Source organism: Pseudomonas sp. 25 R 14 (assembly GCF_900004755.1).
GTDB lineage: Bacteria > Pseudomonadota > Gammaproteobacteria > Pseudomonadales > Pseudomonadaceae > Aquipseudomonas > Aquipseudomonas brenneri.
This window is the reverse complement of sequence record NZ_CVTS01000068.1, coordinates 106555-124526: the sequence shown is the minus strand read 5'-3', so window position 1 is coordinate 124526 and position 17972 is coordinate 106555. Positions and strand designations below refer to the sequence as shown.

At 55.2% G+C, this 17972-nt stretch carries 28 protein-coding genes, 1 tRNA gene and 1 pseudogene; 10 read left to right on the top strand and 20 right to left on the bottom strand.

What is annotated here, in order from left to right; genetic code table 11:
• Positions 1 to 87: 87 nt before the first annotated feature.
• From BFQ03_RS26975 to BFQ03_RS26950, 6 genes are all read right to left on the bottom strand, one after another.
• Positions 88 to 1089, bottom strand: a complete 1002-nt coding sequence (locus BFQ03_RS26975) for a glycosyl transferase family protein (RefSeq protein ID WP_065944409.1) — start codon at positions 1087 to 1089, stop codon at positions 88 to 90.
• On the bottom strand, positions 1086 to 1421 hold the full coding sequence (locus BFQ03_RS26970; protein ID WP_032857343.1) for a TusE/DsrC/DsvC family sulfur relay protein: 336 nt from the start codon (positions 1419 to 1421) through the stop codon (positions 1086 to 1088). The genes BFQ03_RS26975 and BFQ03_RS26970 overlap by 4 nt, the downstream gene beginning before the upstream one ends.
• On the bottom strand, positions 1418 to 1711 hold the full coding sequence (tusB, locus tag BFQ03_RS26965) for a sulfurtransferase complex subunit TusB (protein ID WP_065944408.1): 294 nt from the start codon (positions 1709 to 1711) through the stop codon (positions 1418 to 1420). Before tusB ends, BFQ03_RS26970 begins: the two co-directional genes overlap by 4 nt.
• On the bottom strand, positions 1711 to 2061 hold the full coding sequence (gene tusC, locus BFQ03_RS26960; RefSeq protein ID WP_032857340.1) for a sulfurtransferase complex subunit TusC: 351 nt from the start codon (positions 2059 to 2061) through the stop codon (positions 1711 to 1713). The genes tusB and tusC overlap by 1 nt, the downstream gene beginning before the upstream one ends.
• 1 nt (position 2062) lies before the next feature.
• Positions 2063 to 2455 carry a sulfurtransferase complex subunit TusD gene (gene tusD, locus BFQ03_RS26955; RefSeq protein ID WP_032857339.1) on the bottom strand — a complete coding sequence of 131 codons (393 nt, stop codon included), beginning with the start codon at positions 2453 to 2455 and terminating at the stop codon, positions 2063 to 2065.
• An 87-nt stretch (positions 2456 to 2542) separates the two neighbouring features.
• On the bottom strand, positions 2543 to 3214 hold the full coding sequence (locus BFQ03_RS26950) for a Bax inhibitor-1/YccA family protein (RefSeq protein WP_029293588.1): 672 nt from the start codon (positions 3212 to 3214) through the stop codon (positions 2543 to 2545).
• A 152-nt stretch (positions 3215 to 3366) separates the two neighbouring features.
• On the opposite strand from BFQ03_RS26950, the gene BFQ03_RS26945 reads away from it, so the two are divergent.
• Positions 3367 to 3457, top strand: a tRNA-Ser gene (locus tag BFQ03_RS26945).
• 116 nt (positions 3458 to 3573) lie between these two features.
• Here BFQ03_RS26945 and BFQ03_RS26940 read toward each other — a convergent pair.
• The 3 genes from BFQ03_RS26940 to BFQ03_RS26930 are packed head-to-tail and all read right to left on the bottom strand — an operon-like array spanning position 3574 to position 5091.
• Positions 3574 to 4623, bottom strand: coding sequence for a tyrosine-type recombinase/integrase (locus BFQ03_RS26940; RefSeq protein ID WP_065944407.1), 1050 nt, complete (start codon positions 4621 to 4623; stop codon positions 3574 to 3576).
• A gap of 1 nt (position 4624) precedes the next feature.
• Positions 4625 to 4867, bottom strand: coding sequence for a DUF4224 domain-containing protein (locus tag BFQ03_RS26935; RefSeq protein WP_065944406.1), 243 nt, complete (start codon positions 4865 to 4867; stop codon positions 4625 to 4627).
• Positions 4868 to 4869: 2 nt separating this feature from the next.
• Entirely contained in the window at positions 4870 to 5091 is a 222-nt protein-coding gene (locus BFQ03_RS26930; protein WP_065944405.1) for a hypothetical protein, read from the bottom strand.
• 747 nt (positions 5092 to 5838) lie between these two features.
• Here BFQ03_RS26930 and BFQ03_RS26925 point away from each other — a divergent pair.
• Positions 5839 to 6252 (top strand): TonB family protein, encoded by a 414-nt coding sequence (locus BFQ03_RS26925; RefSeq protein WP_065944404.1) that lies wholly within the window; start codon positions 5839 to 5841, stop codon positions 6250 to 6252.
• Positions 6253 to 6333: 81 nt separating this feature from the next.
• Here the strand turns inward: BFQ03_RS26925 and BFQ03_RS26920 are convergent, their stop codons facing one another.
• Positions 6334 to 6702 carry a hypothetical protein gene (locus tag BFQ03_RS26920; RefSeq protein ID WP_065944403.1) on the bottom strand — a complete coding sequence of 123 codons (369 nt, stop codon included), beginning with the start codon at positions 6700 to 6702 and terminating at the stop codon, positions 6334 to 6336.
• Positions 6703 to 6895: 193 nt separating this feature from the next.
• Between BFQ03_RS26920 and BFQ03_RS26915 the strand changes: the two genes are divergently transcribed.
• Positions 6896 to 7144 carry an Arc family DNA-binding protein gene (locus tag BFQ03_RS26915; protein WP_065944402.1) on the top strand — a complete coding sequence of 83 codons (249 nt, stop codon included), beginning with the start codon at positions 6896 to 6898 and terminating at the stop codon, positions 7142 to 7144.
• Positions 7145 to 7387: 243 nt separating this feature from the next.
• Here BFQ03_RS26915 and BFQ03_RS30105 read toward each other — a convergent pair whose 3' ends face one another.
• Positions 7388 to 7669 carry a hypothetical protein gene (locus BFQ03_RS30105; RefSeq protein ID WP_139115750.1) on the bottom strand — a complete coding sequence of 94 codons (282 nt, stop codon included), beginning with the start codon at positions 7667 to 7669 and terminating at the stop codon, positions 7388 to 7390.
• A gap of 333 nt (positions 7670 to 8002) precedes the next feature.
• Positions 8003 to 8695 carry an ASCH domain-containing protein gene (locus BFQ03_RS26905; RefSeq protein ID WP_065944400.1) on the bottom strand — a complete coding sequence of 231 codons (693 nt, stop codon included), beginning with the start codon at positions 8693 to 8695 and terminating at the stop codon, positions 8003 to 8005.
• A gap of 107 nt (positions 8696 to 8802) precedes the next feature.
• On the opposite strand from BFQ03_RS26905, the gene BFQ03_RS26900 reads away from it, so the two are divergent.
• Positions 8803 to 9477 carry a hypothetical protein gene (locus BFQ03_RS26900; protein ID WP_065944399.1) on the top strand — a complete coding sequence of 225 codons (675 nt, stop codon included), beginning with the start codon at positions 8803 to 8805 and terminating at the stop codon, positions 9475 to 9477.
• A gap of 96 nt (positions 9478 to 9573) precedes the next feature.
• Here the strand turns inward: BFQ03_RS26900 and BFQ03_RS26895 are convergent, their stop codons facing one another.
• Together BFQ03_RS26895 and BFQ03_RS26890 are read right to left on the bottom strand one after the other, a co-directional pair.
• The gene (locus BFQ03_RS26895) at positions 9574 to 9795 is read right to left on the bottom strand and encodes a DUF4406 domain-containing protein (protein WP_239695291.1); all 222 of its coding nucleotides are present in this window, start codon (positions 9793 to 9795) and stop codon (positions 9574 to 9576) included.
• Positions 9792 to 10223 carry a hypothetical protein gene (locus tag BFQ03_RS26890; RefSeq protein WP_065944398.1) on the bottom strand — a complete coding sequence of 144 codons (432 nt, stop codon included), beginning with the start codon at positions 10221 to 10223 and terminating at the stop codon, positions 9792 to 9794. Before BFQ03_RS26890 ends, BFQ03_RS26895 begins: the two co-directional genes overlap by 4 nt.
• Positions 10224 to 10277: 54 nt before the next feature.
• Here BFQ03_RS26890 and BFQ03_RS26885 point away from each other — a divergent pair, with 54 nt between their 5' ends.
• A complete protein-coding gene (locus tag BFQ03_RS26885) occupies positions 10278 to 11168 on the top strand; it encodes a hypothetical protein (protein ID WP_065944397.1) in 891 nt (296 codons plus the stop codon).
• Between the two features lie 26 nt (positions 11169 to 11194).
• Here BFQ03_RS26885 and BFQ03_RS26880 read toward each other — a convergent pair whose 3' ends face one another.
• Positions 11195 to 11974, bottom strand: a complete 780-nt coding sequence (locus BFQ03_RS26880) for a DUF2786 domain-containing protein (RefSeq protein WP_065944396.1) — start codon at positions 11972 to 11974, stop codon at positions 11195 to 11197.
• Between the two features lie 50 nt (positions 11975 to 12024).
• Between BFQ03_RS26880 and BFQ03_RS26875 the strand changes: the two genes are divergently transcribed.
• Entirely contained in the window at positions 12025 to 12381 is a 357-nt protein-coding gene (locus tag BFQ03_RS26875; RefSeq protein ID WP_065944395.1) for a hypothetical protein, read from the top strand.
• 409 nt (positions 12382 to 12790) lie between these two features.
• Positions 12791 to 13348, top strand: a complete 558-nt coding sequence (locus BFQ03_RS26870; protein WP_139115749.1) for a hypothetical protein — start codon at positions 12791 to 12793, stop codon at positions 13346 to 13348.
• Positions 13349 to 13436: 88 nt separating this feature from the next.
• Here BFQ03_RS26870 and BFQ03_RS26865 read toward each other — a convergent pair whose 3' ends face one another.
• Positions 13437 to 14033 carry a hypothetical protein gene (locus tag BFQ03_RS26865; RefSeq protein ID WP_065944393.1) on the bottom strand — a complete coding sequence of 199 codons (597 nt, stop codon included), beginning with the start codon at positions 14031 to 14033 and terminating at the stop codon, positions 13437 to 13439.
• Between the two features lie 93 nt (positions 14034 to 14126).
• On the opposite strand from BFQ03_RS26865, the gene BFQ03_RS26860 reads away from it, so the two are divergent.
• Positions 14127 to 14876 (top strand): hypothetical protein, encoded by a 750-nt coding sequence (locus tag BFQ03_RS26860; RefSeq protein WP_139115748.1) that lies wholly within the window; start codon positions 14127 to 14129, stop codon positions 14874 to 14876.
• A gap of 77 nt (positions 14877 to 14953) precedes the next feature.
• On the opposite strand, the gene BFQ03_RS26855 is transcribed toward BFQ03_RS26860, so the two are convergent.
• Complete coding sequence (locus BFQ03_RS26855; protein WP_065944391.1) at positions 14954 to 15442, bottom strand: hypothetical protein; 489 nt, start codon at positions 15440 to 15442, stop codon at positions 14954 to 14956.
• A gap of 112 nt (positions 15443 to 15554) precedes the next feature.
• Positions 15555 to 15977 (bottom strand): annotated as a pseudogene (locus BFQ03_RS31140) (hypothetical protein); the annotation flags it as partial.
• On the opposite strand from BFQ03_RS31140, the gene BFQ03_RS26845 reads away from it, so the two are divergent.
• Together BFQ03_RS26845 and BFQ03_RS26840 are read left to right on the top strand one after the other, a co-directional pair.
• A complete protein-coding gene (locus BFQ03_RS26845; RefSeq protein WP_239695294.1) occupies positions 15924 to 16553 on the top strand; it encodes a phage minor tail protein L in 630 nt (209 codons plus the stop codon). The pseudogene BFQ03_RS31140 and the gene BFQ03_RS26845 overlap by 54 nt on opposite strands.
• Positions 16554 to 16555: 2 nt before the next feature.
• On the top strand, positions 16556 to 17323 hold the full coding sequence (locus tag BFQ03_RS26840; RefSeq protein ID WP_065944390.1) for a C40 family peptidase: 768 nt from the start codon (positions 16556 to 16558) through the stop codon (positions 17321 to 17323).
• Positions 17324 to 17329: 6 nt separating this feature from the next.
• Here the strand turns inward: BFQ03_RS26840 and BFQ03_RS26835 are convergent, their stop codons facing one another.
• Entirely contained in the window at positions 17330 to 17635 is a 306-nt protein-coding gene (locus tag BFQ03_RS26835) for a HigA family addiction module antitoxin (protein WP_139115746.1), read from the bottom strand.
• Positions 17636 to 17643: 8 nt separating this feature from the next.
• A complete protein-coding gene (locus tag BFQ03_RS26830) occupies positions 17644 to 17922 on the bottom strand; it encodes a type II toxin-antitoxin system RelE/ParE family toxin (protein ID WP_065944450.1) in 279 nt (92 codons plus the stop codon).
• Positions 17923 to 17972: the final 50 nt, after the last annotated feature.

Genomic DNA, 17972 nt, shown 5'->3' with positions numbered 1-17972 from the left:
ACTGACTCCTTGGCTAATAAGCGTTGGTGTGCAGTCTAATCGTCTGAGTTCGAAGAAATAGCGCAAAGGCTCGGGGTTAATGATCGATTAAATCGATTTGTCCCGCGCATCCCAATACTGCTGGGCCAGTTCAAAAGCCTGTTCCCGTGGGTGCCCAAGGCCGCGCAGGGCCAGGGCCATGGTGGCGATCAGTGCCAACTGCGGGTAGCTATCCTGCACCTCGCCGCGCCACAGGGCTTTCAAATGCTCAGGTTCTAGGCTGGCCGGCTTGACGTGGCGCTGAGCCGAGAGGGCTGGCCACTCTTCATCCCAGCTTGCGCCGCCGGTGGTGCCATATAAATGGCTGGTGGTATCGGGGTTGATCTCGATCTCGCCGCCATCGCCCTTGATCACAATCGTGTTGTCGCCCAGCAAGCCACTGGCATCACGGTGTACGCCCTGGTAGCCGGGGTGGAAGATACTTTGCAGGCCGCAGCGTGCGCCCAGCGGGTTGAGGATGCGTGCCAGGGAATGGATAGGTGAACGCAGGCCGAGGATGTTGCGCAGGTCAATCATGCGTTGCAGTTGCGGGGCCCAGTCGCCCAGCGGCATAAACGCCAGGTTGCCTTGCGCAAAGGCTGTCTCGACCTGCTGCCAGTTGCGGCACAGTGGAATCTGCAACTCACCCAGCAATTGTTCGGTGTACAGGCGCCCAGCCGTGTGGGCGCCGCCGCCGTGCATGAAGATTCGCACACCGTTCTGCGCCAGACACTTGGCGGCCAGCAGGTACCATGGCAGGTGGCGCTTTTTCCCCGCGTAGGTAGGCCAATCGATATCTACGTTCAGTGCTGGCGCGTTGAGGCGCTCACGCAGGGCTTCGGTGAAGCCGGCGAGCTCTTCCGGGCTTTCTTCCTTGTGGCGCAACAGCATCAGGAATGCGCCGAGCTGGGAGTCTTCGACCTTGTCGTCGAGCAGCATGCCCATGGCTTCCCGCGCTTCTTCGCGCGTCAGGCTGCGGGCACCACGCTTGCCTTTGCCGAGGATGCGTACAAACGGCGCAAAGGGATGTTCGGCGGGAGTTTCGGTGATCAACGGGGCAAAGTCGGTCATAAGCAATTCGTCGGCCTGGGCAGGCCCGCCAGCTTGGCGGCAAGTTTGGCGGGAGTGCCTTTGAACAGTCGGTTGAGGTGCAGGCTGTTGCCCTTTTCCGGGCCCAGCTTCAAGGCGGTGTACTTGATCAGCGGGCGGGTGGCCGGTGATAACTGGAACTCCTGGTAAAAGCCCCTGAGCAGCTCAAGGATTTCCCAGTGCTCGTCGGTCAACTCCAGTTCTTCGGCGCTTGCCAGGGCACTGGCCACTTCGACAGACCAGGCGTTCAGGTCAACCAGGTAACCGTCCTTGTCCAGTTCAAGGGTGCGCGCGCCTACGGTCAGGGTGTTCATAGCCAAGTGTTGACCTTGTCATGGTCGATCGACAACTGCACAAAACCCGGGTAGTCGACACTTTTGGCCCAATCCGGCAACGACAGGCCACGGGCCTGGGCATCCTCAGTCAGCACGAAGACATCCAGGGCCTTGGCTTGCAAGGCCTGGAAAGGCGCGCTGCCGGCTTGCAGGGCATAGGTTGCATCACCGCACAGCAGGACTGCATCCTGCGCGCCACACAGGCGTAGGCAACTGCCCAGGCGGCTGTCGGTAAAAGGGGAGTGGGACAACACATGCAAGGTCGACATCAGAGGGTCATCACCTGATCGTAACGGTCAATCATCTGGGAAATCTGTTCGCTGCTCAGTGGCTGCGCGTTATCAGGGGGGCTCAGCCCACGTTCGGCCAGGCTGTGGCTGCAGGCGAATACCTCATCGATACCAAACAGCGAGAGTGCCTGCAGGTTGGCAGTCACGTCCTTCTGCTGCAAGGCCTTGGCATCCTGCGCGGTTGCCAGTTGAAACACGCCGTCATCGAGAAACAGCAGCCCAATCGGCAAGTCGAATGCACCACCGGCCAGCACCACATCCAGCGCTTCTCGCGCACTGGGCCCGGACCACGGTGCCTGGCGGCTGATTACCAACAAGGATCTGGACATTTCATGGCCCTCCAAAGCAGATCAGGCGGTCGGCGTCCTGGATTGCATCGTGCAACTGCCCAAGGCCCGACAGCGCCCAGGGCGCATCGATATTGACCGCGCTACGTTGATAGCGTGAGGCTTCCTCGTTATTCAACACCCCACGACGCAATGCTGCGGCAATGCACACCACACCATCAAGCTGATGCTCGCTGACGAAGGCGCGCCACTGTTGAGCGATATCCTGCTCATCCTGCGGTGTTACCACCGAGTTGGATGCGCTGTAGACCCCATCCTGATAGAAAAACAGCCGCACAACCTCATGCCCACCGGCCAGCGCAGCCTGGGCAAACTGCAGGGCACGGCGCGAGGAAGGCGCATGGGCGGCGGAAAAAAGCGCAATCGCGAACTTCATGGAACACTCTGTAGGCAAACCTGCGCCAATGATAAAGCCGCAGGCAACAAAAAGCCCGCCGAAGCGGGCTTTTTGATGAGGCTGGGATCAGTCGTCGCGGCTCATGATGCCGAAGATCTGCAACAGGCTGACAAACAGGTTGTAGATCGATACATACAGGCTGATGGTCGCCATGATGTAGTTACGCTCGCCGCCATGGATGATGGCGCTGGTCTGGAACAGAATGCAGACCGAGGAAAACAGCACAAAACCGGCGCTGATCGCCAGCTGCAGGCCGCTGATCTGGAAGAACATGCTCGCCAGCACCGCCGCCAGCAACACGAAGAAGCCAGCCGTGATGAAGCCGCCGAGGAAGCTCATGTCCTTACGGGTGATCAGTACATAGGCCGACAGGCCACCAAACACCAGTGCCGTCATGGCAAACGCCGAGCTGACCACTTCCGCGCCGCCCTGCATACCCAGGTAACGGTTAAGGATCGGGCCCAGCAGGAACCCCATGAAACCGGTCAGGGCAAACGCCGACACCAGGCCCCAGGCCGAGTCGCGCAGCTTGTTGGTGAGGAAAAACAGGCCGTAGAAGCCGATCAATACCACAAAGATGTTCGGGTAGCCGACACGCATCTGTTGCGCCACATACGCCATCACGCCGCTAAATGCGAGGGTGAGGGCGAGCAGGCCGTATGTATTGCGCAGGACGCGGCTAACCTCTAGCTGCTCAGCCTGCACGTTGCTATTAACTGCGTAATCCTGTTCGCGCATGGCGACACTCCTTCAGTTTTGAAACGTTCAGTCGCAAAGATCATAACAGACGCTCTGTAACAAGCTATGCAGAGAGTTTGACAGTGTGTTTCATTCGGGTATTATGGCGCCCGCTGAGACAGGATGGGCTACTATAATCCTGTGTTGCACAAGGGAAATTGGCAGAGTGGTTGAATGCACCGGTCTTGAAAACCGGCGAACGTTAATAGCGTTCCCAGGGTTCGAATCCCTGGTTTCCCGCCAAGATTCATACGAAAGCCCCGCGATTGCGGGGCTTTTGTGTTTCTGGGGTTTGGGTCATATTTTGCTGTATTGGGTGGCAGTTCCGAAACTTTCGGGTATGAGTTCCGAAACTTTGGTTATTTAGACGGCTTCGCAGTCGCGCCGATCCTCCTGTAAACCCGTTTTGTGATCTCCTGTTTGCTGTGTCCCAGCAGCAGGCTGGCGTCGCCAATATCGATGATTTCCGAGGCGGCCTTCGGCCGTATGTCTCGGAACTGAAACCCTCCAATCTTGGCCGCGAGCGTCGGATCGCCTTGTTCGATGGCGTTCTGCTGAGCTTTTTCCCGAGCCTTGTCCCAGCGCAAGCGCAACATTCCCTTCGTCATCCGCTTTCCATGCCTATTGATCAACAGGTACTTGGACGGATGGCCGACATTCCTTTCACCAATTTCCCTGACCAATCTCCCCAAGCTGTTTTCCCCTGCATCTGTACGCATCAAGATTCTGAGCTTCTGCCCTGTCTTACCCTGTGTCACCAGGAAGTAGTCGCCCTCGGTATCGTCGCTGCGCATGATCAACACGTCAGCAGGCCGCTGCCCGGTCAAATAGCCCAGGTCCATGGCTTCCTTGAGTTCTTGTTCGGCAACGGCGTAGACGGCATCCCAAACAGCCGCATTGGCATAGTAGTCACGAGGCGCCTCCTTATTCTTCCTTATGCCCTGGCATGGGTTCTCTCGCTCGGTGAGTCCCCACTCCCTGGCCATGTTGAAAACGTGGGACAGGAGGGCGATCTCGCGGTTGGCTCGAACCTTTGCTGAGCGGGCATCACGGTACCCGGCAATGTTGAACGGCGTAATTGAATCGATGGGCGCCTCGTCAAACGTAGGGCGAAGCTGTTTCAGTTCAGCCATGTTGTCCTTCTGTGTCCGCTCCCCCTTTTTCGGAATGACATCGCGTACATACCGGTCGAAAATGCCCTTCATTGTTGTCAGATCGGCCGGCTTTTCTTTGGCCTCCAGTTCGGCCCACTTTAAGCGGGCTTTGCTCAGGTCTGTTCCAAGCGAGATCTCTTTGCCAGCAGAATCCCGGTAGTAGTAGCCGATCCAGACCTTGCCATTCTTCCTTGGGCGCTTACGGCGCACCATTCCTGGCGGCAAGTCCCTGTTTTCCGTGTTCCGGGGGCGCATATCAGTTCACTCTGGAGAAATCAGGCGTCCAAGCAGGTCGCGCCGGCGCCGGGTTTTGATCTGCAATTGTGGCGTTGACCATACCCAGCTTCATACGGGCGAACATCCGGCCAACCAGCGGCCGGCCGCCGCGGCTCTCGACGAACACCCAGTTGCGATCCTTGAGCCATTTGCGCTGATCAGATCGACGCTTGTAGCCGGTGAGGTCGGCGAGTTCATCGTCCGACAGTATTTCAGCCTGCATACCTACCTCCTGCCGCCCGCTGTAGGCCGCGCTGTCTTGATGATGTGGATGATGAAACCGAAGGTGAGCAGCATCCAGGCGACGGTGCCGGCGAATGCTGCGATCAGGGTCTGGTCGGTACCGGTGGAGAGCAGCTCCGGCACCTGCCAGAAAAACCAGAAGGTTGACCCTGCCACGTACAACACGATGGCCGTCAGGAGCAGGGTGAGTTTCGTTGCGTACATGGGGTGTCCTTGCCGCTCGAGGCGGCAGATATTGATATAGGGAAGGGCGGGTGTTTCTCGCTGGAAATTCAGTCAGGACTGTTTTCGGACAGTTCCTACAGACGATGCGAATCCGCGTTCATATGATTTTGGATTTCGTACCTAGCAACTCCTGTCGCCGCAGGCGAGGGGTTTTAGGTAGCCAAATTCATAGTCTCTAAGGGTTGAACATGTCTGATTACTGGAAAGAGGTTGCTGAGCTGAGTAGCAAGGTCGAAGTTGCTTCGAAAAACCTTACGGAGTATCTACGGATCAATCCTGAGCCTTGGAAAGCCGCTGACCTTAGGACGTTTACTGCTTTGCATGTAGAGCTTTTGGATGCACAGATTGCATACGTCTCTTTTCAACACACAAAACTTGTATAGACGCTCGATGCTCTTGAAACGGTGAGCGGCTTGCCAGAATCATTTGATAATGATTATCAGTAGAGTGTATCTTTACCGCGCTCCCCCCGCAGGGAAGGCTCTTTACCGGTCTATGGATGGCGAGGCGGACTCTGCTGGGTGAGCACCTCGCCCGCCGTTCACCGGCAGGAATTTATGGTGTAATGAGAAGGATTCTTAAAGGTGGGGCGAGATGGTCAAGGCGTTTAGGCGGGGCTACCCCGTTACCGATGACATCCAGCAAGCTAAATCATGAGATAGGGCATTGCGATGCGTTTATCTCAAGCCTCCATTCGCGAATGAAGGCGTCAAAGGAAATGCGCTCATGAAGTACAGCTGGATAGTGATTGTTTTACTGCTTTGTGCTTGCGTCAGTGGCCCAAGCCCTCAACAGTTGGCAGAGCAGCGCTTATGGGAGCAACAGTTGCTCACCCATCTCTCCTTGTACAAGTACTACCCCGAACAAGCTCGACTTCAAGGGGCGACGGGCATGGTTAGAGCCGAATTCTTCGTCGACGCCCGAGGCAACGTCTCACGTCAGAAAATCATCAGCTATTCCGGGTCGGAACTCTTCGTTCCTGCTGTACAGGTATTGATTTCGGCAGCATCACCTGTACCTGCACCGCCACCTTCAATGCTTAAAGACAACGAAATCCAAATAGTCGCCCCCTTTATATATTGCTTGGTTCCGGCTATATGCCCTGTCTCCCCGAGCGGGCTTCCAAGCATCAAGGAGTAGCGCTGCGGTAGCTCTAGCTGTCACAGCGGATTTTAAGAGCTAAGGGGCGACATTCCAGGCCATGAAGGGCGGCTACTGGGATCATGGCGTCACCCCTTCAGCTTTCGGGATCAGCTCGCCGGCAAGCTCAGCAGCCAATCCCACGGGCCACCAGTAGCGCGGGCGCTGGTATTCCGGATAGCTCTCCTCGCGAATCACCAGCCCCTTGCGCTGAAGCGCTTTGAAGACGCTCAGCACAGAGCCGGCCTCGATACTGAGGCGGCCACCAACCTGATATGTCAGGCCGCCCAGGCCGAAGGCGCAGGCTTGATCACCTCTTGCGATCCTGCCGCAAGCATCGTTATGCAGGCAGGGTGTGACGCCGCGATAGCGATATGCGTTTTCACGACCGATCTTGCGCAGCTCGTCGAGGATGAGTTGCTGCTTCTCTGTGAGCTTCACAGTTTTCATGGGCGAGTTCGTCCTTGCCGCTATAGCGGCTGACTTTGAAGAGGGAGGGGTCACTGCTGTTTTGCTATAAGAGAGGATGATGTGAAGAGTCAGGCATTCAGGGAGAATTCATCGCCACTTACAGATGTTTCCTACAGCTTTCGGTCTGGCGGTATCCATATGATATTTCTCCTTTGAAATAGCAGAGCGCAACATGCCTAACGATCTTGAGGCTTTTATCGTCCGCCTCCCCAGCCACCTTCATGCGAAAATTAAAGCCGCAGCAAAGGCGGACAGACGAAGCATGAACAATGAAATTGTCGGGAGGCTAGAAAGCTCTTTTGCGTCGGATCAGCTGAACAATGCAGAGGACCGCATCAACATTCTGCTGATGCAGCAAATCGAGCGGCTAGAAAAGAAAATCCAAGCTTATGAGCGCGCTTGTAGCTATTCACAGGTGTGAGCTACACCGCGCGCCGCGCCGTTGCCGGGCGGATTGGTTTGGGGTGTCCTTGCCGCGCTGGGCGGCAGAAGGTGAGGGTGAATTCTTCTGAAAGTGGATAGGGACGCGGCCATCAAAGGCAGCTAGTCTTCTGTTGTTCGCCCAGCCAGATGTTTCAGAGCAAACGCTGAGTGGCCTCAGATGGCTGGGTGAACTCTTTTTCGTTGCCCGCCGCTCACCGGCAGGCATATAGGGGGATTGGGGTTAGGCTTGTTTTGTGCAGAGGAAGCGCCGGCACTGGCATTGCATATCGTCGCAGTGCAGCTCACCAACCCATTCAGGGAATTGGTCGCCTTCGAAGCGCTCAATGCGGGAGTGGTTGAGCCCGCTTCGCTTCACATCTTTCACAAAGCGCTGCAGGTCTTTGGTGTTGTCATCGCGATCCGGGCTATCCCAGCGACTCATTACCAGAAGACCGCAATTTGTCTTGCCGTGATCCATCCAGCCGAGATGCTGTGGGGTGTGGACCTGGATTTCTTCAGGCATGCCGGGTTCCTTGCCGCTATCGCGGCTGACTTTGAAGGGGGAGGGTATTTATTTTGGATCGACCCTGGACTAGATCCAGAGGTGTGCTAGAAATGATGTGTCGCGCTTGTATTTCAGATATGTGTGGTTGAAGTGCTTATCCGACTGGCGCTCTATCAAGTCATTGGAGCGCGCTCTTCAAGCAGTGGGCAGTGAGTCAGTGGACCGAAGTAGTTAGCTGAGAGTTAAACAACTCCCTTCCTCTGGGCTAGTAACTCAACGCCTTGGTCCGCTGGTCACATCCTTGCCCAGTCACCTGTAGATGAAGACGTAGGCGAACCAGAGGGGGGGCGGTCATGGCGTCACCCGCTTGAACTCGACCACCCATACCCACGGGTTGGCGTCCCAGTTGCCGCCGGTGGAATCCCACAGCTCCTTCCAAGCCGCCGGGTACCAGTCTCGGTAATTCGGTGAAACGTCATCGCTTGTCAGCTCCGGCGGACACTGCAGGCCTTCTGCCCGTATATCGGCGCGGCTGATGTCCTGCAACCGCTCGACGCGAACTTTGGTGATCTCCAGCAGGATGCGGCAGGCAGCGCGAGGCATGTGGATGCTGGGCTTGTACTTCAGGCCGAAGTCTTTCCTTGCCTCGTCGCTGTGTGACCCAGGGCGGCAGTCGGCAGCGTAGGCGTAGCGCTGGAGTGGGCCGTCCGGGTCTGGGCGATGCTCAACACCGGTGCAGCGCAGATCAATGAAGGTTTCACGCACCCACAGCCGGTCTCCGCGCTTGCCATATGGGCAAGGTGCGTGCTGTTCCAGTTCCTTGGCGCACTCCGCTTCGGTCGATCCAAATACGCAGAAGCCATAGCGAGGGTCTTTCTGACCTATTGCGCTCCAGCGCTGACGATCACCAATGGAGATGGTCTTGTCCTCGATAGGGATCTGGAAGCTTTTCACCGCCCGCCGCGTGACCGTCTTCCGGCCTTCCAGGATGGCGCGCACCATCGGCGCCGAGAATAGGATGGGGCGTTCCTTTATTTCAGGCATGACTTCGTCCTTGCCGCTATAGCGGCTGACTTTGAAGGGGGAGGGATGGCTGATAATTCCTGTATCGAATATGATCAACCCAATATTATGTACGCCATGAGGGATGTATGCGTAACAAACTAGCTTGGATTGGAACAGTATTTACAACAATTTACTTACTGGGGTTTACATGGTTTATTTTTGGCCGTTTACCACAGCTACAAACAATGGAACTGAACAGTGTTGGAGATTTCTTGGCTGGAGCGTTTGGCCCGATCGCTTTTTTCTGGTTGATATTGGGTTTCATGCAGCAAGGCACTGAGCTTCGTGTCAGCGCTGATGCACTTCGAATGCAGGCTGATGAACTAAAAGCATCAGTTGAACAGCAGACGGCACTCGTCGCTGCACAACAGCGCAGTTTAGAAAATCATGAACGGTCGCTGGAGCCATTGATTCAGATGAAATATACACAGAATTACCAACATGAAGGCGACTATTATTCGGGTTTTTCACTCACAAATATTGGTAGTTATTGTGAGGGTGTTAATGTTGTTTTGTCTGTTGATGGCGTTGATCAGTACCCTATTACATTGGAGTCATTGTACAGCGGTGTAGAGCGTCATTTTACGCTGCATGATGTTTCCGAGGACTCTCGAAAGTTAATTGTTAAAATTAATTATGTGAAAATAAGTGGCCGTATGAATCATCAAAGCTTTGAACTGTATACGTATCATGATGAGGACGGTCCGGGAGTAAGCGTTAGAAAAGTTTCCATGCAGGACGAGGAAATTATTACTCCATAGTCGCTGAATCTGAAACTTCCTCCATCTGCAAATCATGGGCATTCACAACCGTCATACCGAGGCGTTCGGCGATCAGGACTTCCAGGCGGGCGCCCTTTAATGCTCCCAGCCGGGCAGGGTGGCCACGGTGTCACAGTCCATGAGCGCGGCAGTGTCGCGGCGCATGCAGTCGTTCCAGGTGCCGCCGTCGGGGTTGAGTTCGGCGGGGTTGGTGACGGTGTGGCCGACGGCGCGGAGGTTGGTGGTCATAGTGTGGAAGGCGGCGAAGTTGAGGTCGGGCAGGCCGGTCATGCGGTCGCTCAGGTAGATGCGCTTCATGCGGCCTCCGCGACTGACTGTCGAAACACCGGAAGGGCGCCGGCCTGCTCGCGTACTGCCTTCATGCCTTCCGCGTCGTAACCCCAGATGTTGCTGTCGTCGAACCGCTCAGGGCCGAGGTAACCAGGGTGCATTGGCTGCCCGGTGCGGATGTAATCCCGGAACCCTTCGACGAGCGACCGAAGCGTGCCGCCATGGCTGAAGCCGCGCCACCGACCGCCCCAGGTTGTTTTGTGCGTAAAGATCCGCCGGGCGCTGTAGTCGTCGATGAACCAGACTTTGCCGCGCTGATCCACTTGCATGCTGGCATAGCGATCAGCGACCTGGTTGAAGAAGAAGCGCCGACCGTGGGTGCCGATGATCCGGATCGCCTGATTGACCTGCTCGGCTCGCTGCTGCTTCAGGGTGAGTTTGTTTTCTGTCGGCATGGGGGATACCTCCTAGAGGCTATTCAGGATAATGTTGGAAAAAAGGAGCTGCACATGCCGACATTGGTTCTGTTAGGAGCGGGCGCTAGTCATGGGAGCGAACCCAGCCGAGCGCATAAGACACCTCCGCTCGGGAATGACCTATTTGGTGCACTTACCGAACTAGGTGGCGTTGCTTCGAGAATTCCCGATGACATTAAGAAGGTCTTTGATCAAGGGTTTGAGCTTGGCATGGCGTTGTTTAATCAGCGGATTGATGTGCAGTTGCAGGCATTTCATCGAGAGCTATCTTCTTATCTAGCAGATTTTGTTCCTTCACCTAATAGTTACTACGTTGAATTGCTTCGCCATTTAGTTGGAAGAAATGTGATTTTTAGTAGCTTGAACTACGACATGATGCTTGAAGAAGCCGCCTTTATGCTCGGCATGCGCGTCTCTTACGGAATAGAGCGCATGCCGAATGCTATTAGGGTTATCAAACCCCATGGATCAATTAATTTTTGGCCTGATTTCCCACCCGATATGATCAAGAACTGCTTTTTTAGCAATGTTGGTTCGGCGCTAGATGCCCCAGTCAAGCCAGTTGATAGATTGTCTGCTAAGTACAGGTGCGATGTTGATACGTCCCTTTCGCCTGCAATATCAATGTATGCCAAGGGGAAGAGAGTCTCGGTTTGTCCTGGCTTTGTCCAAAATCAGCAGGTGATGTTTTCCACCGCTTGCCGACGAGCCTCTAGGATAATTATTGTCGGCGTTAGAGTGGTTGCCGAGGACTCGCACATATGGGAGCCAATCTTGAAAAGCGGGTCTGAAGTGACTTATTTCGGAAATGAGGCGGATGAAGCTGAGCTGCGAGCTTGGGCTGATGCCGGCAATCGTAAAAATGTAAACTTTGTTAATGGGTATTTTGATAAGGCCATCGCCAGTATTTCCCCATACATTTGACAAGCTGCGCGGCAGTTGAGGGCGGTTCAGGTCGTTGCGGATAGGGCGAGGATATCCTCGCCACCACGCGCGATGCCGGCGTGTAGTTCCACCTTGCTGCCAGCAAGCATCCCGGCGATCTGGGCGTTTAGGTCCAGCTCTACCGCCTTGCCTTTCCTGGACTTCCCGATTTCCTGGGTAGCGAGGTATTCGCTGATCAATGCCTTGTCCTGCGCCTGAATCGCGACGAGGTCTTGGCCGGTGCCGGGGCTCCCCAGCGGATCATCGTCGCCTTGAGGCACAAGGGCTTTCAGCTTGGACTGGACCTCCCAAACCCAAGCCAGCGCAAAGTGATCGCCGGCAGTTTCTGCCGAATACCGGCTGCGATGGACTCCCGACCTGACGGCCGAGCAGTACTCCTTGCGCGCCTGAGTAAGCTTGGTGTGCAGTGCCTCATATGCGTACAGGGCGATGTTCTGGGCGGGAGAAACGCCGACGAATGTCGCGCACTCAATGATCTGGCCTTTTGCGGAACACCACGTCCGGCGCCGCAGGGTTGTGCAGCTGAATGCGTCTGCTACAGCGATGCTCAGCTGCTGGTCCCACGCCGGTCGACGCTTGGCGCGGAACAGGGTCGACTCAACCTCACCTACGTCGCTCAACTTCACATCCATTTCGGTCAACCGGTACTCGCGCATCAATGCCTGGGCCTGCCGGAGTGCCGTTGCGGCTTCGTTCTCATTGGCGCTCTGGGCAAGTGCCAGACAGTGCTTGATCTTGCGGATCGCGCGTTCGAGCTTCTTTTCGTCTATCTGTTGTGCGGACATAGGGGATCCTCGCCGGGTATATTTGGCGGATAAATTACTGAGGGATTCAAATGGATCAGGGATTGATTAACGACATCATTTCAACCTCCGTTGGAGGTGCGGCAGGCGGCGCAGTCGCGGCTCTGGTCGTGCTGGCGGTGCAAGGGATGAGCGCGGCTTGGAAAAATCACCGGGACGCACAGCGCATTTATGACTGGCTTCAGAAAAACAGCGATAGAAAGAAAGAGCCCTTTCGATCAACGCGGGCCATAGCAAGCCATAACAACCTCACAGAAGACCGCGTTCTATTTGTCTGCAGTCACGACCCGAGAATTAAACTGTCAACCGGCAAGGATGAAGGAATGTGGAGCATTCATATTCGCAAGCGCACATCATCTGTGATGAGCACAACTGATGAGATCGACTGAGTAACGCTCGCTGGCTGGCGTGATTCGTTGATGTGGGGTAAACAAAGCGATCAAAATCTAGGAGGCAGAAATGCATGGATTAAAAGTTGTGCTAACTACAGTGCTATGCGTCAGTTCGATATTGTCCTGTCTAAGCTGGGCTATGTCGGCTTCAGCTCATGCCTCCGCAGGCCCGGGAACCTCTGTCAGTTGGGTGCATGCCGACGGAACCGAGACGGACCTTGAAGCAACGATGAAAAAGCAATCGAAGTGGAACAAGATTGCCGCAGCACTCGCTTCATTGGCCGCCATTACGCAAGCAGGCCTTGTTCTTATTCCCTAGTCATCAGCTATTTGCTCATCGCTGGCGCGTTGGGTTGATATGGGGTATTACGGGTGACCGGCATGGAGCCGGAAGGAGCAGATAGATTTGAATTGGATGGATAGCAACTCAGGGCTAGCATCGTGGGCTCAAGCAATTGGGTCGTTTGTTGCTTTGTTTGTCGCTATAGGAGTTGCGTGGTGGCAAGGACGCCAGTCGCGAAAGTTGTTTTTAGACCAGATTAACCATGAGGCGGAAGAGGCCAGACTTCAACGTATCTCGTCCCTGAGAGCTACAGCTGAGGTGGTTGAAATTGTCGCTAGGCGCGTGATTGGGGTGGCCAGGAAGATGCCAGATATTCTCATGGAAGGGAGCGCCCCCCGCCATAAGGACGCTCTTGAGGTAGCAGCGCTGTGGATTTCAAAGTTACCTATTTATGAGCTGCCTGGAGCTTTGGTTGCCAGGGACGTACAGAACATAGCGCTGTCAGCAGATCGAATACTTAAAGTTCTAGATGCGATTTCCATTGATGGGAATCTTTCAGCGAAGAGCTACAAGTCTTTGTGTGGTATTAGTGATGCCGCCGAAAAGACTTTAGAGGATATGTCTTTTTTTGTGGATGAATATAAGGGTGGGGTCGGCGTCATCAGAGCTGTGGATCTTTAAACAATGCTCAGTTTCAATAAACGAACGATCGCTGGCTGAGCTTGTATGTTTCGAGTGGCCGGCCCTTAGCGCAATAGGTGAGGGCGGGTCAGGTCGTGATGCGCTCGCCAATCACCTTGGTGGTGAAGCTCACCGAGCACTCGGTTGTCAGCTCGAACAGGCCGTTGCAGGTGTCGCACTCCATGTTCTTGTCGCCGTAGTCCTCGCTTTCAATGTGGATCACGGTGGCGCAGTGCGGGCATTTGCACTCGTCCAAGTTTCGATAATCCCATTCGTCATAGTCGGTCTCGGCGACCTTGGCCAGCGCTTCGGCCTTCGCAACGGCGTCTTCTGCGTCCTGGCAAGGCTTACAGGTGAACCCGTCAGGATGACCCCACGGTGCTTCCGTGAGCTTCGAACGGTGAGTACTGCACAGGCGGCAAACGTCGTGCATGTCGCAGACGCTGTAGCTGTAACGCTCGCCGCTGCCGGTGCACTTGGCGCAACCCGATACCCAATACCAGGCCCCATCGATGCGCTCGGCGTACAGCCCTACTTCTGGTGGATTAAGCCGAACCTCTGGCAGTCCGTTGCGATGTGGCCGGTCGTGGCTGCAAGCGTTCCAGATGTTGGTTTTCCCTGAGCGGAGTCGCTCTGTCCATTCGCCGGAGATTTCCGGGATCAGGATCTTCGTGTTCTTGTCCATGGTTGAGCTCCTATATGGGGGGCGTGTTACGCAGAGCGTGGTGGCTAGTTGATATGTTTGTTAACATTGCGAAATTTTCAATGGAACTGGACTATGAGCAGCAATCTATTGCGAGGAAGAGTAAGAATTCGCAGATTCTTCCGAAGCAGTGCTGAACGGCTTGCAGGATTAGCTACGTCGATTTATTTGAGCGCTGTCATAATCACGGTCAGTTGGAGGATGCCGGAATTTTCAGCTTTACCTCTCAACGAACTGGGTGATTTTCTTGCGGGTGTTTTTGGCCCGCTTGCTGTCTTTTGGCTTGTTCTGGGCTATTACCAGCAAAGTAGAGAGCTCAGAATAAGCTCTCAGGCGCTTGTTGCTCAGTGCGTTGAGCTAGCTAATTCCGCAGAGCAGCAACGCTTAGCTTTGGAAGTCGCAAAAAACCAAATGATACTGGCGCATGAAAGACATCAAGTTGAACTATTAGAGTTGGAGGAGTCAATTAGGCCCAGAATTTCAATCAGCTACATTAATAATGGCATTTCCACAAGTAAAGAGTGGTTAAATTTTGAATTATTTGCGTTCAATGCCGCAGCTTATGATCTAAAAGTATTATGGATCGAGGGTGGAGTGGAGTTTTCCGCCCTTTCTGCGGGATATTTTGGGGTTAAGGCTAAAGAGCGCTTTCAGGTGAGTTTCGACAAAGGTCAAACTCCAAATAATTTTGATATCGCCATCTATTGCAAAAATGTTCGCGGCAGAAGTTATGGGTATCACTTTACTTATGAGTCTGTCGGTAGGGGCAAGGTGGTTGCCAAGTCACCATCTCCGACCACGGTTGAGAAAATTCCAGAAGCTTAGCGTCCGATGGAACATTGCGACTTGTCTTAAACCATTTCCATCACTTGCATGAACTAACGAATAATCGTGAAATGGTATTAGTATTGATCACTACTTTCTTCGGCGTTCATCTGAAGCGACTCGGCGAATCCTGCCTGCCGTAATTTGCGCGCCACAGTTTCGGATATCTCGTAATCATGGCGCTTGATTTTGAATAGTGGCGCGGAGTTTTCGGCGCCCAGTGAATGGGCATGAGTGATAATTCTCCAGATGGTCGACCGGTCTTTCGTCTCGCCCAGTTCGTCGGTGAGCGCTGCCAGCCGGTCACGCATTCCCTGCCGGAAGTAGTGGCGGATGATGTCGGACGGCCCTTTGACCCTTGGCGGCGCCGGCGGAAGATCCTCGGCCCGTGCATTCAGTACCAGCAACTGCACCGCTTCGCTGACTTCCTCGATCTCATGCCAGAGCATCAGATCGTCGAGCATCTGCCGGGTGCCGTACGGGACTGTGTGCCGCAATTCCTGCTCGCCCAGTCCCTGCCGTTTCTCGGCAAGTTTGGCTGTGCGTTCCTTCTGTTCGGCAGCCATAGCCTACCTCTTCTATTCCGCTGGCCGGCAGTACGAGCCAGGTCTGTCGATGATTCGGATATTGATGCGGCGCTGGCAGTAAGAACCACGTCTACCAGCGCGCAATGTATCGTTAGGTAGTAGGTCTGACCCGGAAGGCCAGGAACACTGGGCCGAATGGGAAGGTACTGACTTCCAGCTCATCTAGCGGGTTGAGCGTGCGCGTGCGACTCCCAGCATTGCTGTAGATCACATGGCTGCTCGATACGGCGATGTTGACCTTGCCGGCGGCCGCCTGGATCAGATTCACCTTGAACCCTTCAGTCACGTCATCACCAATGGTGAGCGTGACGTCTGTATCGCTGATGACCAGGATCGACTTACCTGAATCAGCCATAGTCAGTGGTCTGCTGCCGGTGATGGAGACGTTGGTGTGTACGTGGCCCCCAGCGTGATAGCTGACCATTCTCGGGTCGGCGAAGACGCGGGCGAAGGCGCCGACATAATTGACACTGGCGCGCATGTCATCGAATTGCTCGACCACGTACCCGCCAAGTCAATTTGGTTTCAAGGGAATGAATACGGCGCTTGGCCCATGCACATTGAAGGTATCGAGGCCAATGGTGATGGCACGGCAGTGCGCCCATCGTTAGCCGTTGGCAACGTCAATGGCAGGATCACAGCGCTGTGCCTGGCGTTTGATGATCTGCTTGAGTTCAAGTTGACCATGCGCCACACGTTGGGCCGATTTGTCGATGCCGAGAACTTTGAGGATGGCAATCCGGAAGCTGACCCAACTCAAGAATCTATTGAGGTCTGGTACATCGACCAGAAGACAAGTGAGGACGGGGAGACCGTCGGTTGGGCGCTGGCAAGCCCAGGCGATGTTGGTGGCGAGTCAATTGGTAGGCAGATGACGACGCTGTGCCACTGGGCGCTTACCGGTGGCTATCGCGGGCCAAGTTGTGGGTGGACGGGTGGGTATTTCGACATGGATGGCAATCCAACGGATGACCCGGAGCGGGATCAATGCAATGCGCTGCTTACCACAGGGTGCAGGTGTCGATTCGGTGAAAACAACCCCTTGCCGTTCGGGGGTATGCCTGCCGTATCCCTCATTGCCCGGAGCTGACCATGCGCAAGCACATCTTGAGCGCGATCCAGGCGCATGCGGCCGAGCAGTACCCGAAAGAGTGCTGCGGTCTGGTCCTGGCTGTCGGCCGCAAGCAGCAGTACTTCCCGTGCAGGAACATTTCCACGGAGCCGAACGAAGAGTTTCGGCTTGATCCGGAGGACTACGCCGCGGCGGAAGACTTGGGCGAGGTGATCGGTATTGTGCATTCACATCCTGACGCTACCAGCAGGCCGTCACCCCGGGATCTGGCCATGTGCGAGGCCACAGCCTTGCCCTGGCACATTCTCAGCTGGCCCGAGGGCGACCTGCGCACAATCACCCCCACGGGGAGCACACCACTGCTTAAGCGCCCATTCGTACACGGCGCCTGGGACTGCTGGCAGGTCTGCGCTGACTGGTATCAGCGGGAGTGGGGGCTTGAGTTCGAAGCCTTCCAGCGCACCGATGGCTGGTGGGAGAGTGCGGAGAACATCAGCCTGTATGAGGCCCATTACGAGGCTGCCGGCTTCGTGCGAGTCGACCGACCACAGCGCGGCGATCTGATCGTCATGTCAATTGGGCGGACGGTTCACCCCAACCACGCAGGGATCTACCTGGGTACTGATCCGACGCTACTTGGAGAGGAGTCAGGCACATTCGGCCCTGGGCCGTTCCTGCTGCACCATATGTACGGTCGACCATCTGAAGTTTTGGTGTTCGGCGGGCCATGGCTGGATCGAACCCGGCTTATCCTCAGGCACAAAGGTGCGAGCCTGGCAACTTCGTGACGCGGATTAAGCGGGCTCCGGGGCGCGCTGAACCTGACGGACAATGTCTGCGCCGTGGTCAATCTCTGCACGACGCAGATCGTATACCGCCTGTAGATTGATCCAGAACTGCGCGCTAGTGTCGAAGCAGGCTGCCAGACGAAGAGCAACGTCTGCAGTAATGCCGCGTTTTTCACGAACAATGTCATTAACCGTAGGCGCAGATACATGAAGGAGCCGCGCAAGAGCGGTTGGGGTCATATCCAAAGGATGCAGGAATTCTTCCTTGAGTATCTCGCCCGGGTGGACAGGGCGCATGCCGTTAGTGAACACAAATCACCTCAGTGGTAGTCTACAATTTCAACGTTTTCGGGTCCCTGAGCATCCCAGGTAAAACAAATACGGTACTGATCATTAATTCGGATGCTGTATTGACCGTTTCGGTTCCCTTGTAGTGCTTCCAGCCGATTGCCGGGCGGTGACCGCAAATCCTGCAATGCGATCGCCTGGTCAAGCATGGTCAGCTTTCGTTGCGCCACGGACAGAATTGCCGCCCATTTTCTGGAGGCGCCAGTGGTGAACAGGATGTGAGTGTCGCCACAACGAAAGCTGATGATCATCATTAACGCTTAACGTTATTCGTTAATGACGATTGTAGATCTATCCAAAA

Excerpts from the sequence above, each read along its gene's own strand:
- BFQ03_RS26975 (WP_065944409.1), bottom strand. The coding sequence starts at position 1,089 with ATGACCGACTTTGCCCCGTTGATCACCGAAACTCCCGCCGAACATCCC.
- BFQ03_RS26970 (WP_032857343.1), bottom strand. The coding sequence starts at position 1,421 with ATGAACACCCTGACCGTAGGCGCGCGCACCCTTGAACTGGACAAGGAC.
- tusB (WP_065944408.1), bottom strand. The coding sequence starts at position 1,711 with ATGTCGACCTTGCATGTGTTGTCCCACTCCCCTTTTACCGACAGCCGC.
- tusC (WP_032857340.1), bottom strand. The coding sequence starts at position 2,061 with ATGTCCAGATCCTTGTTGGTAATCAGCCGCCAGGCACCGTGGTCCGGG.
- tusD (WP_032857339.1), bottom strand. The coding sequence starts at position 2,455 with ATGAAGTTCGCGATTGCGCTTTTTTCCGCCGCCCATGCGCCTTCCTCG.
- BFQ03_RS26950 (WP_029293588.1), bottom strand. The coding sequence starts at position 3,214 with ATGCGCGAACAGGATTACGCAGTTAATAGCAACGTGCAGGCTGAGCAG.
- BFQ03_RS26940 (WP_065944407.1), bottom strand. The coding sequence starts at position 4,623 with ATGCGCCCCCGGAACACGGAAAACAGGGACTTGCCGCCAGGAATGGTG.
- BFQ03_RS26935 (WP_065944406.1), bottom strand. The coding sequence starts at position 4,867 with ATGCAGGCTGAAATACTGTCGGACGATGAACTCGCCGACCTCACCGGC.
- BFQ03_RS26930 (WP_065944405.1), bottom strand. The coding sequence starts at position 5,091 with ATGTACGCAACGAAACTCACCCTGCTCCTGACGGCCATCGTGTTGTAC.
- BFQ03_RS26925 (WP_065944404.1), top strand. The coding sequence starts at position 5,839 with ATGAAGTACAGCTGGATAGTGATTGTTTTACTGCTTTGTGCTTGCGTC.
- BFQ03_RS26920 (WP_065944403.1), bottom strand. The coding sequence starts at position 6,702 with ATGAAAACTGTGAAGCTCACAGAGAAGCAGCAACTCATCCTCGACGAG.
- BFQ03_RS26915 (WP_065944402.1), top strand. The coding sequence starts at position 6,896 with ATGCCTAACGATCTTGAGGCTTTTATCGTCCGCCTCCCCAGCCACCTT.
- BFQ03_RS30105 (WP_139115750.1), bottom strand. The coding sequence starts at position 7,669 with ATGCCTGAAGAAATCCAGGTCCACACCCCACAGCATCTCGGCTGGATG.
- BFQ03_RS26905 (WP_065944400.1), bottom strand. The coding sequence starts at position 8,695 with ATGCCTGAAATAAAGGAACGCCCCATCCTATTCTCGGCGCCGATGGTG.
- BFQ03_RS26900 (WP_065944399.1), top strand. The coding sequence starts at position 8,803 with ATGCGTAACAAACTAGCTTGGATTGGAACAGTATTTACAACAATTTAC.
- BFQ03_RS26895 (WP_239695291.1), bottom strand. The coding sequence starts at position 9,795 with ATGAAGCGCATCTACCTGAGCGACCGCATGACCGGCCTGCCCGACCTC.
- BFQ03_RS26890 (WP_065944398.1), bottom strand. The coding sequence starts at position 10,223 with ATGCCGACAGAAAACAAACTCACCCTGAAGCAGCAGCGAGCCGAGCAG.
- BFQ03_RS26885 (WP_065944397.1), top strand. The coding sequence starts at position 10,278 with ATGCCGACATTGGTTCTGTTAGGAGCGGGCGCTAGTCATGGGAGCGAA.
- BFQ03_RS26880 (WP_065944396.1), bottom strand. The coding sequence starts at position 11,974 with ATGTCCGCACAACAGATAGACGAAAAGAAGCTCGAACGCGCGATCCGC.
- BFQ03_RS26875 (WP_065944395.1), top strand. The coding sequence starts at position 12,025 with ATGGATCAGGGATTGATTAACGACATCATTTCAACCTCCGTTGGAGGT.
- BFQ03_RS26865 (WP_065944393.1), bottom strand. The coding sequence starts at position 14,033 with ATGGACAAGAACACGAAGATCCTGATCCCGGAAATCTCCGGCGAATGG.
- BFQ03_RS26860 (WP_139115748.1), top strand. The coding sequence starts at position 14,127 with ATGAGCAGCAATCTATTGCGAGGAAGAGTAAGAATTCGCAGATTCTTC.
- BFQ03_RS26855 (WP_065944391.1), bottom strand. The coding sequence starts at position 15,442 with ATGGCTGCCGAACAGAAGGAACGCACAGCCAAACTTGCCGAGAAACGG.
- BFQ03_RS26840 (WP_065944390.1), top strand. The coding sequence starts at position 16,556 with ATGCGCAAGCACATCTTGAGCGCGATCCAGGCGCATGCGGCCGAGCAG.
- BFQ03_RS26830 (WP_065944450.1), bottom strand. The coding sequence starts at position 17,922 with ATGATCATCAGCTTTCGTTGTGGCGACACTCACATCCTGTTCACCACT.